The organism is Burkholderia lata (assembly GCF_902499025.1).
GTDB lineage: Bacteria > Pseudomonadota > Gammaproteobacteria > Burkholderiales > Burkholderiaceae > Burkholderia > Burkholderia lata_C.
Window position 1 is genome coordinate 18,524 of record NZ_CABVPW010000027.1, and the last position, 13,001, is coordinate 31,524.

13 protein-coding genes are annotated in these 13,001 nt (G+C 67.9%); 4 read left to right on the top strand and 9 right to left on the bottom strand.

Going from position 1 to position 13,001, the window contains the following annotated elements:
• Positions 1-89 precede the first annotated feature (89 nt).
• The 5 genes from BDI24065_RS25395 to BDI24065_RS25415 all read right to left on the bottom strand — a co-directional run bounded on the left by BDI24065_RS25395 (position 90) and on the right by BDI24065_RS25415 (position 5,490).
• Positions 90-746, bottom strand: coding sequence for a phosphorylase (locus tag BDI24065_RS25395; RefSeq protein ID WP_254609866.1), 657 nt, complete (start codon positions 744-746; stop codon positions 90-92).
• Between the two features lie 51 nt (positions 747-797).
• Positions 798-2,771, bottom strand: coding sequence for a squalene--hopene cyclase (gene shc / locus BDI24065_RS25400; protein WP_175033574.1), 1,974 nt, complete (start codon positions 2,769-2,771; stop codon positions 798-800).
• Positions 2,772-2,782: 11 nt separating this feature from the next.
• Positions 2,783-4,036, bottom strand: a complete 1,254-nt coding sequence (gene hpnE / locus BDI24065_RS25405; protein ID WP_175033575.1) for a hydroxysqualene dehydroxylase HpnE — start codon at positions 4,034-4,036, stop codon at positions 2,783-2,785.
• A 13-nt stretch (positions 4,037-4,049) separates the two neighbouring features.
• Complete coding sequence (gene hpnD, locus BDI24065_RS25410; RefSeq protein WP_166891082.1) at positions 4,050-4,898, bottom strand: presqualene diphosphate synthase HpnD; 849 nt, start codon at positions 4,896-4,898, stop codon at positions 4,050-4,052.
• 259 nt (positions 4,899-5,157) lie between these two features.
• Entirely contained in the window at positions 5,158-5,490 is a 333-nt protein-coding gene (locus BDI24065_RS25415; RefSeq protein ID WP_174954320.1) for a hypothetical protein, read from the bottom strand.
• Between the two features lie 175 nt (positions 5,491-5,665).
• Between BDI24065_RS25415 and BDI24065_RS25420 the strand changes: the two genes are divergently transcribed.
• Positions 5,666-6,550, top strand: a complete 885-nt coding sequence (locus BDI24065_RS25420; RefSeq protein ID WP_175033576.1) for an alpha/beta fold hydrolase — start codon at positions 5,666-5,668, stop codon at positions 6,548-6,550.
• 11 nt (positions 6,551-6,561) lie between these two features.
• Here the strand turns inward: BDI24065_RS25420 and BDI24065_RS25425 are convergent, their stop codons facing one another.
• Genes BDI24065_RS25425 through BDI24065_RS25435 form a run of 3 tightly spaced genes read right to left on the bottom strand, consistent with a single transcriptional unit; the run spans position 6,562 to position 8,484 of the window.
• A complete protein-coding gene (locus tag BDI24065_RS25425) occupies positions 6,562-7,500 on the bottom strand; it encodes a GGDEF domain-containing protein (RefSeq protein ID WP_175033577.1) in 939 nt (312 codons plus the stop codon).
• Positions 7,497-8,123: a chemotaxis protein CheC gene (locus BDI24065_RS25430; protein WP_175033578.1), complete on the bottom strand. Its 627-nt coding sequence runs from the start codon at positions 8,121-8,123 to the stop codon at positions 7,497-7,499. The genes BDI24065_RS25425 and BDI24065_RS25430 overlap by 4 nt, the downstream gene beginning before the upstream one ends.
• Positions 8,116-8,484 (bottom strand): response regulator, encoded by a 369-nt coding sequence (locus tag BDI24065_RS25435; protein WP_039344648.1) that lies wholly within the window; start codon positions 8,482-8,484, stop codon positions 8,116-8,118. The genes BDI24065_RS25430 and BDI24065_RS25435 overlap by 8 nt, the downstream gene beginning before the upstream one ends.
• A gap of 470 nt (positions 8,485-8,954) precedes the next feature.
• Between BDI24065_RS25435 and BDI24065_RS25440 the strand changes: the two genes are divergently transcribed.
• Positions 8,955-11,213: a hybrid sensor histidine kinase/response regulator gene (locus BDI24065_RS25440; RefSeq protein WP_175033579.1), complete on the top strand. Its 2,259-nt coding sequence runs from the start codon at positions 8,955-8,957 to the stop codon at positions 11,211-11,213.
• 55 nt (positions 11,214-11,268) lie between these two features.
• On the opposite strand, the gene BDI24065_RS25445 is transcribed toward BDI24065_RS25440, so the two are convergent.
• Positions 11,269-11,823 carry an NADPH-dependent FMN reductase gene (locus BDI24065_RS25445; protein WP_175033580.1) on the bottom strand — a complete coding sequence of 185 codons (555 nt, stop codon included), beginning with the start codon at positions 11,821-11,823 and terminating at the stop codon, positions 11,269-11,271.
• Between the two features lie 367 nt (positions 11,824-12,190).
• Here BDI24065_RS25445 and BDI24065_RS25450 point away from each other — a divergent pair, with 367 nt between their 5' ends.
• Both BDI24065_RS25450 and BDI24065_RS25455 read left to right on the top strand, forming a co-directional pair.
• Positions 12,191-12,790 carry an RNA polymerase factor sigma-70 gene (locus BDI24065_RS25450; protein WP_175033581.1) on the top strand — a complete coding sequence of 200 codons (600 nt, stop codon included), beginning with the start codon at positions 12,191-12,193 and terminating at the stop codon, positions 12,788-12,790.
• On the top strand, positions 12,768-12,989 hold the full coding sequence (locus tag BDI24065_RS25455; protein ID WP_175033582.1) for a zf-HC2 domain-containing protein: 222 nt from the start codon (positions 12,768-12,770) through the stop codon (positions 12,987-12,989). The genes BDI24065_RS25450 and BDI24065_RS25455 overlap by 23 nt, the downstream gene beginning before the upstream one ends.
• The last annotated feature ends 12 nt before the right edge of the window (positions 12,990-13,001 follow it).

Below are 13,001 nucleotides of genomic sequence, written 5' to 3' on the forward strand. Positions count from 1 at the left end.
CAAAGAGCGCTGCAGATGCAGCGCTCTTTTTTTGTCCGCGAGAAGCGGAAAGCCAGGAAGGGAAGGGCGAGAAAGGCGGCGTGTGCCGCTCAGGCGATCCGCATCGCGCCGGCACGCTCGAACGCGTGCCGCGCCTGGATCAGCGTCGTGCGCGCCGCGCGCGCGTCGCTCGCGACCTGCAGCAGCGGGCCGAGCTGCGACGGCTGCTTCAACAGCTCACGCAGGATCGGCAGGATCGCCGTGCTGCCGTCGTCGCGCAGGCCGGCCGTCGCCGCGCGCGGCAGCGTGCGCCACGCCGGATCGACGATCGCGCGGCACACCGCGAACGGTACGCCGCGCGCGGCCGCGAAGGCCGCCGCGATATGCGACTCCATGTCGACGGCGAGCGCGCCCTTCGCGCGATGCAGCGACGTCTTGTCCTGTTCGCTGATGACCGGTGCGCCGACGGCCGCGATCGTGCCGCGCGTGACGCGCGCCCAGACCGGCGTGTCGTGCAGCGCGGCGACGAGCCGTGCGCTCCAGCCCGTATCGGTCTCGACGCGCCCGAACGGCCCGTCGATCGCGCTCGCGATCACGAGTGCGCCGGGTGCCAGATCGGGTGCGAGCCCGCCTGCCGTGCCGAAGCTCACGATGCCCGCGCAACCGCGCGCGGTCGCCTCGGTCAGCGCGCGTTCGAGCCGGTCGGCCCGCGCGGCAAAGACGGCTTCGACGCCGTCGCCGCGCGCGATACGTGCCTCGAACGCCATCCCCGTCACGGCGATGACGGGCAACGTGCCGGTAGGTTTCGGTGCCACGCGTTACAGCCCGAACGTCACGCGCGTGGTGTTGTCGCGCTTCAGGTTGCGATAGCGCGCGAGCGCCCACAGCGGGAAGAACTTGCGATAGCCGTGGTAGCGCAGGTAGAACACGCGCGGGAAACCCGTCGCCGTGAAGCGCGTCTCGTCCCACAAGCCCTCTTCGTTCTGCTCGGCGATCAGGTAGTCGATGCCGCGCGCCACCGCCGGGTTGTTCACCTCGCCGGCCGCCATCAGGCCGAGCAGCGCCCATGCGGTTTGCGACGCGGTGCTCGGCGCCTGCTCGAAGCCGCGATAGTTGAGCTTGTAGCTGTCGCCGTCCTCGCCCCAGCCGCCGTCCTTGTTCTGGATCGACAGCAGCCACTGCGCGCCGCGCTTCATGCGCGGATCGTCCGCCGTCAGGCCGGCCGCGTTCAGCGAGCACAGCGCGGTCCACGTGCCGTACACGTAGTTCATCCCCCAGCGGCCGTACCAGCTGCCGTCCGGTTCCTGCTCCTTGAGCATGTAGTCGAGCGCACGACGCGCCGGCTCGCTGTTCAGCGGCGTCTCGCCGAGCTGCGACAGCATCGACAGGCAGCGGCCCGACACGTCGGCCGTCGGCGGATCGAGCAGCGCGCCGTGATCCGAGAACGGGATGTTGTTCAGGTAGTACTGCGTGTTTTCCGGTTCGAACGCGCCCCAGCCGCCGTCGCTGCTCTGCATCCCGACGACCCACTCGCGCGCACGCGCGATCGAATCGCGATACGCGTCGTTCTGCTTGAGTTGCTGCGCGCGCTCCATCGCCACCGCGACCACCGCCGTATCGTCGACGTCCGGGTAGTGCGCGTTCGCGTACTGGAACGCCCAGCCGCCGGGCCGCACGTGCGGACGGCGCGAGATCCAGTCGCCGCGCACGTCGAGGATCTGCAGCGGGCGCAGCCATTCGAGGCCGCGGATCGCGGCATCCTCGGCACGCGCGTCGCCCGTTTCGAGCAGCGCATGCGCGGCGAGCGACGTGTCCCACACCGGCGACAGGCACGGCTGGCAATACGCTTCGTCGTCCTGCACGACGAGCAGCTTCTCGATCGACTTGCGCGCGATCGCGCGGTTCGGGTGATCTTCCGCGTAGCCGAGCACGTCGTACATCATCACCGCGTTGGCCATCGCCGGATAGATCGCGCCGAGGCCGTCCTCGCCGTTCAGGCGCTCGTCGACGAACGACACGGCCTGGCGGATCGCGCGTTCGCGCGTGTAGTTCGGGAACAGGCCGTCGGCCGCGCGCAGCGCATGGTCGACCACGCGGAAGAACGCGAACCAGCCGGCGCTCTGGTGGCCCTGGCGCGGCAGCAGCCCGGCGTTGACGGGCGGATCGATGAACAGCTCGTCGATGCGCACGCCGCGCGGATTCTTCGCGAGCGGGCGCTTCGCGTTCAGCACGAGCAGCGGCACGATCACGGTGCGCGCCCAGTACGACACCTTCGACAGATGGAACGGGAACCACTGCGGCAGCAGCATGATCTCGACCGGCATCATCGGCACCGCGCGCCACGGAATCGCACCGTACAGCGCAAGCTGGATGCGCGTGAACACGTTCGACATCTCGGCGCCGCCCATCGCGTGGATCGCGCGGCGCGCGCGCTGCATGTGCTCGGCGTTCTCGTCGTCGCCGATCACCTTCAGCGCGAAATACGCCTTCACGCTCGCGCTGATGTTCGGCGCGCCGTCGGTGAACAGCGGCCAGCCGCCGTCGGCCTGCTGGATGCGGCGCAGATACTTGCCGATCTTCTGTTCGAGCTCGAGGTTCGGCGTCTCGCCGAGATAGTGGACGAGCAGCACGTATTCGGCGGGAATCGTCGAATCGGCTTCGAGTTCGTAGACCCAGTGTCCGTCCGCATTCTGCGCGGCCAGCAGCGCGTCGGTCGCACGCGCGACGGCCGTGTCGATGCCGGCCGGCACGGTGCCGGCGGACAGGGTAGCCATTTCGGTGAGATCGTTCATCGGTCCCTCGCTTATTGTGTCTGGAGCACGTCCGCGGCCAGTTGGCCGGAACGGATCGCGCCCTCGATCGTGGCGGGCAAGCCGGTGGCAATCCAGTCGCCCGCCAGTACAAGATTGGTCCAGCGCGTACGCACGGCCGGACGCTTCATTTCCTGCGACGGCACCGCCGCAAAGCCCGCGCGCGGCTCGACGACGAGCTGCCACGCGGGGATGGTTTCCGGGTTCGCGCCCGTCACGCGCGCGACGTCTTCCCAGATGCGCCGCGCGAGCGTGTCGCGCGGCGTGTCGAGCCAGCGGCCCGCGTCGCGGATCGTCGCCGCGAGCTGGCCGCCGCCGGTGCGCACCGCATCGACGACCCCATTCACGACGGCCGTCTGCAGCGGATTGCCGGCCGGCATGTCGACCGCGAAATACGCGGTCACGACCGCGCTGAACGTGTCGGGCGCGGTGAGTTCGGGCACGAGCGGCTGCGCGACCTCGGGCGGCACGGCCAGCACCACGGCGTCGCCTGGCGCGAGATCGATCCGCTCGCCGCCGACCGAGACCGCATCGACCGCATTGCCGTGCGCGCCGAATTCGAACGCGTCGAGCCGCGCGTTCAGCCGGATCTGCGCGCCGCCGTGCTGCAGCATCCGCAGCGCCGGTTCGACGAAGGCGCTGCCGAGGCCGTGGCGCGCGACGAGCGGACGGCAGCCGGGGCCGCCCGCGGCAAACGTGCCGTACAGCGCGGCGCGCGCGAGTTCGGCGCTCGCGTGACGCGGCTCGACGTTCAGCACACCGAGGAAATACGGCCGCAGCCAACGTTCCCACAGCATGCCGTCGCATCGCATCGTCTGTGCGAGTGAGCGACCCATGCGCGCGAACGCGAGCGGGGCGAGCGCGAGGTAGTCGAGCGGCGTCGTGCCCGGCGCGCGCGACGCGGCATCGAACAGCCACGACGGCCAGCGCCCGTTGCCGAAGCGCAGCGTCCAGCGCTGCTGCGACGCGACGTCGACGACCGGGAATTCAGGCAGCGCGGGCCCCGCGAGCTGGTCGGCCGCGCCGATCGCGCGCAGGTAGCGCTGCGTCGCGGGCTGTCCCGCGAACACCGTGTGCAGCCCGCTGTCGAGCGTCGTGTTCAGCGTCCCGTCGAACCACGAGCGGCAGCGGCCGCCCGCATGCGCGTGCGCGTCGTGCAGCACGATGCGTCGCCCGCGGCGTTGCAGCTCGACCGCGGCCGACAGGCCGGCAACGCCGGCGCCGATCACGTGGACGGTCCTGGGCATCGACTCGGTCGGCTCAGAACAGCGCGTAGCGCGCGGCGATCATCAGCATGCGCGCTTTCGGCTTGCGCAGCGGCGCGCGTGGGAAAGCAAAGCCACGTGCGATCGCGGCTTCGAGAATGCAGCGATACGCGCCCGACATGATGCGCGGCGCCTTCACCTGCGCACGCGCGCAGGTATCCATCACCGCGTCGGCCTGGCGGAAGTGCTCGAGCGCGCGCTCGACCAGCGTCGCACACACGCGCGGCAGCGCCGGATCGCGCACGATCGTCGCCGGGTCGGTAATCGCGATGCCTTCGCGCGCGAGCAGTTCGCGCGGCAGGTAGCAACGGTTGATCGCCGCATCGTCGTCGATGTCGCGCAGGATGTTCGTCAGTTGCAGCGCGCGGCCGAGGTGATGCGACAGCTTGATCCCTTCGGCTTCAGGCATCCCGAAAATCCTCACCGACAGCCGGCCGGCCGCGCTCGCCACGCGATCGCAGAAGAGGTCGAGCGTCGGTTCGTCGGGCGCGCAGATGTCTTCGACCGCATCCATCGCCATCCCGTCGATCATCGCGTGGAAATCGTCGCGCTGCAGGTTGAATGCGCGGATCTCGCGGTCGAGCGCGGCCAGGTGGCGCGGCGGACGGCCGGCGAAGCACGCGTCGATGTCCGCGCGCCAGCGATCGAGGCCCGCGTTGCGCTCGGCGCGCGGCAGGTCGCTGTCGGCGATGTCGTCGACCGCGCGGCAAAACGCGTAGACCTGGAACATCGCATCGCGCTGCACGGCCGGCAGGATGCGCATCGCAAGATAGAAGGAACTGCCCGATGTGACGGCAGCGGCGTCGGTTTCTTGTTCGTCCACGACGGAATTGGAAACGGCCAAGACGAGCTCCACGGAGACACCCACGCGGGGCGATTGAAGAAGCCATGCCCGGCTGGGATGGTCAGGGTGTCAAATGCGTGCGAGATATGCGAACGATCGACGCAGACAGGCACAAATTACCGGCCGGAAGCCGGAATTGGGCGAAAGTATAGCAATCTTTGAAGTTCGATGGCGGACACGCGCCGTGTGCGGCGGCATGCCGGAAGCCGTTGACAGGCAAGCGCGCCCGGCCCGGGCGGGACCCGGCGCCACCGGCGCGTCAGCCGTAGACGATGTCGCGCTGCAGGTCGAGCGCAATGAGCCCCATTTCGCGGGTGAGCTGCAACATCGAGCGGCGCTCGAGGCGCGAGCCCATGAAGCTCGTCACGCCGCCGTCGGGCTCCGCGGTGAACTGGAATGTCGCGCCGCCCGTGCCGAACCACGCACCCGGCACATCGGGCGATTCCTGCCAGTCGATCTGCGCGAACACGCGTGCGATGCCCGCGCGCACCAGGTCGCCCGGGCCGATCGGCGGCGCGATGTCGCCGAGGTCGTCGAGCGAATAGGGGCCGGGTTTGTCCGGTCGCCGGTAGAAGAGATAGTCGACGTTCATGGGGCGCAATCGCAGGCAAAGCAACAAATTAGCGTGCTTCGGGATAAATTCAAATCGGATACGGACGAAATGTGGCCTGTACGAGACAAGAGGGACAGATCGAAGTCGGTCAGTCTGGGCGCTCGCGGGTTCGTCTAAGATGACACCTTTCTCAAAATATGAAGACCCGGACACCATGGAGACGAACGCAAGCGCCACCCCGCAGTCCGATCATCCCGTTTTCGTGCTCGTGCACGGCGCTTGGCACGGCGCGTGGTGCTACGCGCATGTCGCGGCCGCGCTGGCCGCACGCGGGCACCTGTCGATCGCGCGTGACCTGCCCGCGCACGGCATCAATGCCCGCTTTCCCGCTTCCTACTTCGCCCGCCCGCTCGACAAGGACGCGTTCGGCGCCGAGCCGTCGCCGGTCGCGAACACGACGCTCGACGATTACGCCACGCAGGTGATGCAGGCGGTCGACGACGCGTACGCGCTCGGCCACGGCAAGGTCGTGCTCGTCGGGCACAGCATGGGCGGCCTCGCGATCACGGCGGCGGCGGAACGCGCGCCGGAAAAGATCGCGAAGATCGTCTATCTCGCGGCCTTCATGCCCGCGTCGGGCGTGCCGGGTCTCGACTACGTTCGCGCACCGGAAAACAAGGGTGAAATGCTCGGCCCGCTGATGCTGGCGAGCCCGCGCGTCGCCGGTGCGCTGCGCATCGATCCGCGCAGCGGCGACGCCGCGTATCGCGAGCTCGCGAAGCGCGCGCTGTACGACGACGTGCCGCAGGCCGACTTCGAGGCCGTCGCGAACCTGATGACCTGCGACGTGCCGGCCGCGCCGTTCGCGACCGCGATCCCGACGACCGCCGCACGCTGGGGCGCGATCGACCGTCACTACATCAAGTGCCTGCAGGATCGCGTGATCCTGCCCGCACTGCAGCAGCGCTTCATCGACGAAGCCGACGCGTTCGCGCCCGGCAATCCGACCCACGTGCACCAGCTCGACAGCAGCCATTCGCCGTTCATGTCGCAGCCGGCCGTCCTCGCCGGCGTGCTGGCCGACATCGCGAAAAGCTGAGCGCGGCGCGCCTACGCGTAGGCGACCGAGCGATCGCGCCCGAGCCGCTTCGCGCGATAGAGCGCGGCGTCGGCCTCGTTGACGAGCACGTCGCAGGTCGGCGCGCCCGTCTTCGCACACGCGCCGCCGACGCTCGCCGTCACCGGCACGCTGACGCCCTCGGCATCGACCGGCATGCTGCCGATCGCATCGCGCACCTTGTCGGCCACCAGCATCGCCTCGTCGAGATTCGTGCACGGCAGCAGCAGCGCGAATTCCTCGCCGCCGAAGCGGCCGAACGTATCCTGCGCGCGCACGATCGACGCGACGCGGCGCGCCGTCTCGCGCAGCACGGCATCGCCGGCCGCGTGCCCGAAACGGTCGTTGATCGTCTTGAAGTGGTCGAGGTCGAACAGCAGCACCGACATGTCGCCGCCGTAGCGCTGCCAGCGCGCGAATTCGTCGCCGAGCCGCGCCTCGAAAAAGCGCCGGTTCGCGATGCCGGTCAGGCCGTCGCGATTCGCGTGTTCGCGCAGCTTCGCGACCGCTTCCTCGCGCTCGCGCTGCATCACGCTCACATGCGTGACGTCCGAGATCGTCACGCACACGGCTTCGACGTCGCGACCGCGCGTGAGCGGCATGAACGTGCAGTCCTGCTGCATGTAGTCGACGCCGCCCGTGATCGGCCGGTCGTGCTCGAAGCGGAACAGGTAGGGCCGCTGCTCCCACGAGCTGAACGCGAAGCTGCCGAGCTGGAACACGCTCTCTAGCTTGCGCGACAGCCACGCGCGCGGCAGGTCGGGAAAGCGGTCGAACAGGTTGCGGCCGATCACGTCGGCGGCCGGGATGCCGCTGTGGTCCTGCATGAAGCGATTCCACATCAGCACGGTCATCGAGCGGTCGAGCACGAACAGGCCGAAGCCCACCCGCTCGATCACGAGGTCGCTCAGCGACGGGGTGGCGGCCGTCATAGCGCGGACAGCAACGCGTCGAGCGCGTCGCCCATCAGCCGGATCGAATCCTCGGCCATCAGCATCACGAAGTGGGCGCGGAACGCGTGGTTCTCGAGCCCGAAGTTCACTTCCAGCAGCAATGCCACGCTCCATGCCAGCTCGGTCGGCTGGAATACGTTGTCGAACGACACGTTCGCGCCGAGCAATCCCGGCGGAAAGAACACGGGCTTGCGGCCGAGTTCGTCGAGGATCGACGCGACGCACGCGCCCATCAGCACGTTCGCGACGTCGAACACGACTTCGTCGGGCGTCGCCATCCCGCCGTACACGCCGTCGCCGAACGTACGGTCGACGACCGACATGAGCCGCGCGATGCTCGCGGTACGGCACAGCACGATCGCTTCGCCCTTGATGTCGGAACGGAAGCCCTGGCGCACGGCGGTCACGTTGTCGTGAATGCCCGTCATCTCGCGCAGCGCGTCGCCCGCGTCGGTCGCTTTCACGACCCGCACGCGCGGCACCGACAGCTCGATGAAGTGCCCGAGCAGCAACGCGAGCCGCGCGGCGGCGCGGCCCATTGCGAGGTTGGCGATCTCCTGCAACGCGTCGCGTTGCTCCGCCGTGAACACCGAGTCAGGCATACAACCCATACTCCTTGAGAATGGGCAGCAATGCCTCCGACGTCACGGGTTTGGCTACGAATGCGATCGCGCCCAATTCGCGCACGCGTGCTTGCGCCTGCGGCTGGATATCGGCGGATACCACGATCACGAACGTGTTCAGATCTTCGTGGCGCAGTGTCTCCAGGACCTGATATCCGCTCATGTCGGGCATCGTCAGGTCCAGAAACATTACGGAAGCTTTGCCGTCACGATAGAGCGCCAAGGCCTCTCGACCATTCGCGGCATACGCGACTTCGACGTCCCAGCCTCCCGGCAGCGCCTTTGTCAGAAGTTTGCGAGCGAGCAGCGAATCGTCGGCAATTACAATCGGCAAAGGCATGGAGCGAAGCGGTATACGGAATGGTCTCTCTCGCGTTAACGACCGCGCGGCGCACTTCTTTAGGCGCCATGCGTTCGGGTGCGGGCAACCGTCTTGCGGCCGCGCGCGGGCGACGCGACGCGGGTGCGCGCGACGCACCGCGCGGCGAACGCCGGCGGGCGCATATATCTGTCATAGGGAAAGCAAGGCGCGATTCTCGGAGTAAACCGGAGGCGATGCAACTCGCCATTTTCACCATTTCGAACAGAATTGGTCCGAACGGACGTCATTCCGAAAACAGTCGCGACCATTTTCGAGATAAGCACGCAAAATTTTTCCTTGTGTACGTTTGCGCTGCCGGATTCGTCGCGTTTTCAATCTGACAGTTTCCCCCTGTCGGAATCGACAGGATTGCGTGCGTCCGGGGCCGTGCGGCGGGCCGTCGCAACTCGTTTATGATGGCAGGCACCTCCGCCTCACCCGCTTCCTCGATGACGTCCGACCGGCCCGCCGATTCCCACGCTCCCGCCTCCCCACCCGCCGACGACTGGCAGGACGACGGCAACTACGCGTCCGGTGCGCCCGAGCACGATTTCGCGGTGCGCCGCGTGACGCTGATCGTGCTGCTCGTCGCGGCGATCGTGCTGCCGTGCATCTACGTCGTGGTGATGGCGTACAACGACCTGAAGACGCGCGAGGCCGCCGCGAGCGACGTGACGATGCGCACCGTGCGGGTGGCCGAGGAGCACGCGCTCAAGGTGTTCGACCTGAGCGAAACGCTCGATGCGCGCATCGTCGATCTCGTGCAGGACATGGACGACGCGACCGTACGCAACCGGGAGTCCGATATCCACGAAGCGCTGAACACGATCGGCGGCGGCTATCCGCAGGTGGCTGCCGTATCGATCTTCGGCGCGAGCGGGATGCTGCTCGCGAACAGCCTCTACTATCCGGCGCCCTATGCGTCGATCGCGAACCGCGACGACTTCGCCGGCATCCGCGACGGCAAGGTCATCGAACACATCTCGCGGCTGATGATGGGGCCGCTCAAGCTCGAGAACATTCCCGTGTTCAACACGGGCGTCGCGCGGCGCCATAGCGACGGCTCGTTCGCCGGGATGGTGTCGATCGCGCTGAAGTCATCGTATTTCAACGCGTTCTACCGCGACCTGCTCGGCGGTGCGAGCACGCCGATGACGATGGCGCTCGCGCGCTCGGACGGCGCGGTGATCGCGTCGTACCCGCCGCCGCCGGCACTCGCGCACACCGATCGCGCGGTCACGTTCGGCGACGCGCGCAACGATCCGCGCGCCGGTGTCGTGCGCGTGCGCCACGACGGCGCGAGCAGCGAGATCGTCGCGTATCGCCAGGTCGGCAGCTATCCCGTCTACGTGACGTGCGCGTACCGCACGTCGGCGATCTGGCATGAATGGTACGAACACCTGAGCGTACTGTTCATCTCGATGTTCGCGCCGTCGGTCGCGCTGTGGTCCGTGATCTGGCTGTCGCTCAAGCGATTGAAGGCGGAAGAGGAGGCGTGGGATCGCTGGCAGGCCGAAGCGTCGATGCGGCGCTCGATCGAATCGGCGTACCGGCAGTCGCGCAAGATGCAGGCGCTCGGCAACCTCGTCGGCAGCGTCGCGCACGACTTCAACAACCTGCTGATGATCATCTCGAGCAACGTGCAGATCGTGCGACGGCGCGGGGTCCAGCATCTCGACAAGGAACTCGGCGCGATCGAGCGCGCGCTGAAGAACGGGCAGTCGCTCACGCGCCAGCTCCTCGGCGTCGCGCGCAAGCAGCCGCTGCACAACGAGACGATCGACGTCGGGCAATGGGTCGGCACGTGCCGCGAACTGCTGAAGACGTCGCTCGGTTCGAAATCGTCACTGGTCGTCGCGATCGAGCCCGGCGTCTGGCCGATCCGCGTCGACGTCGCGGAGCTCGAGCTCGCGGTGATCAACCTCGCGGTCAACGCGCGCGACGCGATGGCGGTCGGCGGCCGCTTCACGGTCGGCGCGCGCAACGTGACGCTGCGTCGCGAGGACGGCTTTCCGCTGACCGGCGATTTCGTGCAGATCTCGCTCGACGATACGGGTTCGGGCATGGCGCCCGACGTGCTCGCGCGCGCGTTCGAACCGCTGTTCACGACGAAGGCGCAGGGGATGGGGACGGGGCTCGGCCTGCCGCAGGTGTTCGCGTTCTGCGAACGCTCGGGCGGCCTCGCGACGATCGACAGCGCGGTCGGCGCCGGCACGTCGGTGCGCCTCTACCTGCCGCGCGCACGCGCCGAGGACGTCGTCGCACGGGCGCCGGCGATCGCGCACGACACGGGGGCGGGCGCGCTCGCCGGCCTGCACGTGCTGCTCGTCGAGGACAACAGCGAAGTCGCGGCCGGCACCGAAGCGCTGCTGTCGCTGCTCGGGCACCGCGTGACCTACGCGCCCACCGCCGACGACGCGTTGCGCCTGATCGAAGGCGCGGCCGCGAACGACGCGTTCGACCTCGTGATTTCGGATATCCACATGCCGGGCCGCCTGAACGGCATCGACCTCGCCGAAGCGGTCGAAAAGCGGCCGGAGAAACTGCCCGTGATTCTCGTCACGGGTTACGCGGAGGAGCTCGACCGCACGCGGACCGTCAACGTCCGTGTGCTGTCGAAGCCGTTCGACATCGCGCTGCTCGACGAGATCCTGCTGGGCATCCGCGAAGCGCGCGACGCGCGGCACGCACGGCACGCCGGCACGTGACCCGCTGCGTGCGGGCCGGCGCCGGCGCTGGCCGCATGAAGAACGGGGGTGACGCTCAGGCCGATTTCAGCAGACGCACCCAGTTCGTGTAGCGATCGACAAAGCCCTGCAGGAACTTGCGGGTGTCCTCGCTGACGATCTGACCCTGGTCGTCGATGCGCGCCGGATCGTGCTTGATGAACATCTCGGGCTGCCCGAGCATCTTCACATCGAGATACGCGAGCACGTTGCGCAGGTGCTGCTGCGCGAGGGCAGTGCCCGTCGCGCCCGGCGACGTGCCGAGCACCGCACCCGGCTTGCCCGACCACGAGTTGGAACCCCACGGGCGCGAGCCCCAGTCGAGCGCATTCTTCAGCACGCCCGGAATCGAGCGGTTGTACTCGGGCGTGACGAACAGCAGCGCGTCGGCGGCTTCGATCGACTGCTTGAAGCGCTTCGCGACTTCCGGGAAATCCGCGTCGTAGTCCTGGCTGTACAGCGGCAGCTCGCCGATCTCGACGAACTCGAACGAGAAATCGGCGGGGGCGAGCGAGATCACGGCATGCGCGAGCGCGCGGTTCCACGAAGCGCGACGCAGGCTGCCGACGACCACAGCAATGCGATAGGACATGGCATTCTCCTTCCGGTGAGTGAGGAATCGGACCGATTGCTTCCGAACGGGCGACAAAGGTCTGTTTATAGGCAAGCCAGCCCGCGAACCGCCCCACGGGGCCGGCCGGCCGACTTTCCACAAGGTTTTCCACAGAAATTGTGGATAACTCGGTCGTTATGTTCTGACGTTACAGACTGCCCGTCGCGCATCGTCGCCGACACGCGACACAGGGTTCGGCAAGCATAGCGCAGCGCACCTGCCGGTTTCGTGAATTCGTGACGGAACATGCATTGCAGGGTCGCGGTGCGCCCAGTAAGCTGCTCGCACTGCGACGCGCCCGTCCTGGGGCGCACGCGCGATCGTTTCGAGACCCCGCAACCCAGACATGCCGTCCGCCTACGACGATCCCGTTTATCTCGCGCAACTGCGACGCGACCTGCTGCGCTTCGCGCGACTCCAGCTCCGCGACGCCGACGCGGCCGAAGACGCCGTGCAGGAAGCGCTCGCCGCCGCGTGGTCGCATGCGGGCGATTTCGCCGGAATGTCGGCGCACAAGACCTGGGTGTTCGGCATCCTGCGCAACAAGCTGATCGACGTGCTGCGAGCGCGGCAGCGGACGGTGAGCCTGTCCGCGCTCGATTCGGAGCTCGACGGCGAATCGGTGCTCGATCGCGAGCTGTTCAAGGAAAACGGGCATTGGGCCGCCCATGCGAAGCCGCGACCGTGGCCGCGCCCCGAAACGCTGTTGCAGCAACAGCAGTTCTGGACGCTGTTCCAGACCTGCCTCGATCACCTGCCGGAGCAGATCGGGCGCGTATTCATGATGCGCGAATTCCTCGACGTGGAAATTACGGACATCTGCAGCGAATTGACGCTGACGACGAATCATTGCAGCGTGCTGCTGTATCGGGCGCGCACGCGCCTGCGAACCTGCCTGAGCGAACAAGGACTGACGACCGAAGATGCTGCCGGGGAAATGTACTGACGTGACGCGACTGCTGTCGGATGCGCTCGACCGGCATCTGACCCTGCATGAGCGCCTGCGGGTGCGCGTACACCTGCCGACCTGCAGCGGCTGCAGGGCCTATCGCGGGCAAATCGCGCTGCTGCGGACGGCCGCGAAAGCGGCGGCGGGGCGGGGGCCTGCCCCGGATGATGACGGTGCGTCGTCCGGGGAAGGCTAGACCTGGATCGCG

What these genes read in the sequence shown, in the direction of transcription:
- BDI24065_RS25450 (WP_175033581.1), top strand. Translation starts at nt 12,191, where the DNA reads ATGCCGTCCGCCTACGACGATCCCGTTTATCTCGCGCAACTGCGACGC.
- BDI24065_RS25445 (WP_175033580.1), bottom strand. Translation starts at nt 11,823, where the DNA reads ATGTCCTATCGCATTGCTGTGGTCGTCGGCAGCCTGCGTCGCGCTTCG.
- BDI24065_RS25435 (WP_039344648.1), bottom strand. Translation starts at nt 8,484, where the DNA reads ATGCCTTTGCCGATTGTAATTGCCGACGATTCGCTGCTCGCTCGCAAA.
- BDI24065_RS25420 (WP_175033576.1), top strand. Translation starts at nt 5,666, where the DNA reads ATGGAGACGAACGCAAGCGCCACCCCGCAGTCCGATCATCCCGTTTTC.
- hpnE (WP_175033575.1), bottom strand. Translation starts at nt 4,036, where the DNA reads ATGCCCAGGACCGTCCACGTGATCGGCGCCGGCGTTGCCGGCCTGTCG.
- BDI24065_RS25440 (WP_175033579.1), top strand. Translation starts at nt 8,955, where the DNA reads ATGACGTCCGACCGGCCCGCCGATTCCCACGCTCCCGCCTCCCCACCC.
- BDI24065_RS25415 (WP_174954320.1), bottom strand. Translation starts at nt 5,490, where the DNA reads ATGAACGTCGACTATCTCTTCTACCGGCGACCGGACAAACCCGGCCCC.
- BDI24065_RS25430 (WP_175033578.1), bottom strand. Translation starts at nt 8,123, where the DNA reads ATGCCTGACTCGGTGTTCACGGCGGAGCAACGCGACGCGTTGCAGGAG.
- BDI24065_RS25455 (WP_175033582.1), top strand. Translation starts at nt 12,768, where the DNA reads ATGCTGCCGGGGAAATGTACTGACGTGACGCGACTGCTGTCGGATGCG.
- BDI24065_RS25425 (WP_175033577.1), bottom strand. Translation starts at nt 7,500, where the DNA reads ATGACGGCCGCCACCCCGTCGCTGAGCGACCTCGTGATCGAGCGGGTG.
- BDI24065_RS25395 (WP_254609866.1), bottom strand. Translation starts at nt 746, where the DNA reads ATGGCGTTCGAGGCACGTATCGCGCGCGGCGACGGCGTCGAAGCCGTC.
- shc (WP_175033574.1), bottom strand. Translation starts at nt 2,771, where the DNA reads ATGAACGATCTCACCGAAATGGCTACCCTGTCCGCCGGCACCGTGCCG.